The sequence below is a fragment of the Paraburkholderia sp. SIMBA_030 genome, assembly GCF_046535245.1.
Classification (GTDB): Bacteria; Pseudomonadota; Gammaproteobacteria; order Burkholderiales; family Burkholderiaceae; genus Paraburkholderia.
The window spans coordinates 1-243 of the sequence record NZ_JAWRXB010001437.1; the positions used below are offsets into that span (position 1 = coordinate 1).

General features: G+C 46.5%; 1 pseudogene. It reads right to left on the reverse strand.

Annotation, left to right across the window (positions count from 1 at the left end):
• Positions 1 to 208 (reverse strand): annotated as a pseudogene (locus SB772_RS44775) (histone deacetylase); the annotation flags it as partial.
• Positions 209 to 243 lie beyond the last annotated feature (35 nt).

Sequence of the window (243 nt, forward strand, 5' to 3'; positions counted from 1 at the left end):
CATGCATGCTAAAGACAAAAACGCGTGGCTCATCTGCCATGATGCTGGCGTTGCCATTGCCTTGATGAACATCCAAATCGATAACTAAAATTTTCTTTGCCTGTCCACGATTTAGCAATAAATTGCTAGCGATACAAACATCATTGAAGACACAAAAGCCTTCTCCATGACCAGCAAAGGAGTGATGGGTGCCGCCTGCGACGTTCATGGCCACGCCATATTGCTGAGCATATAGCGCGCACT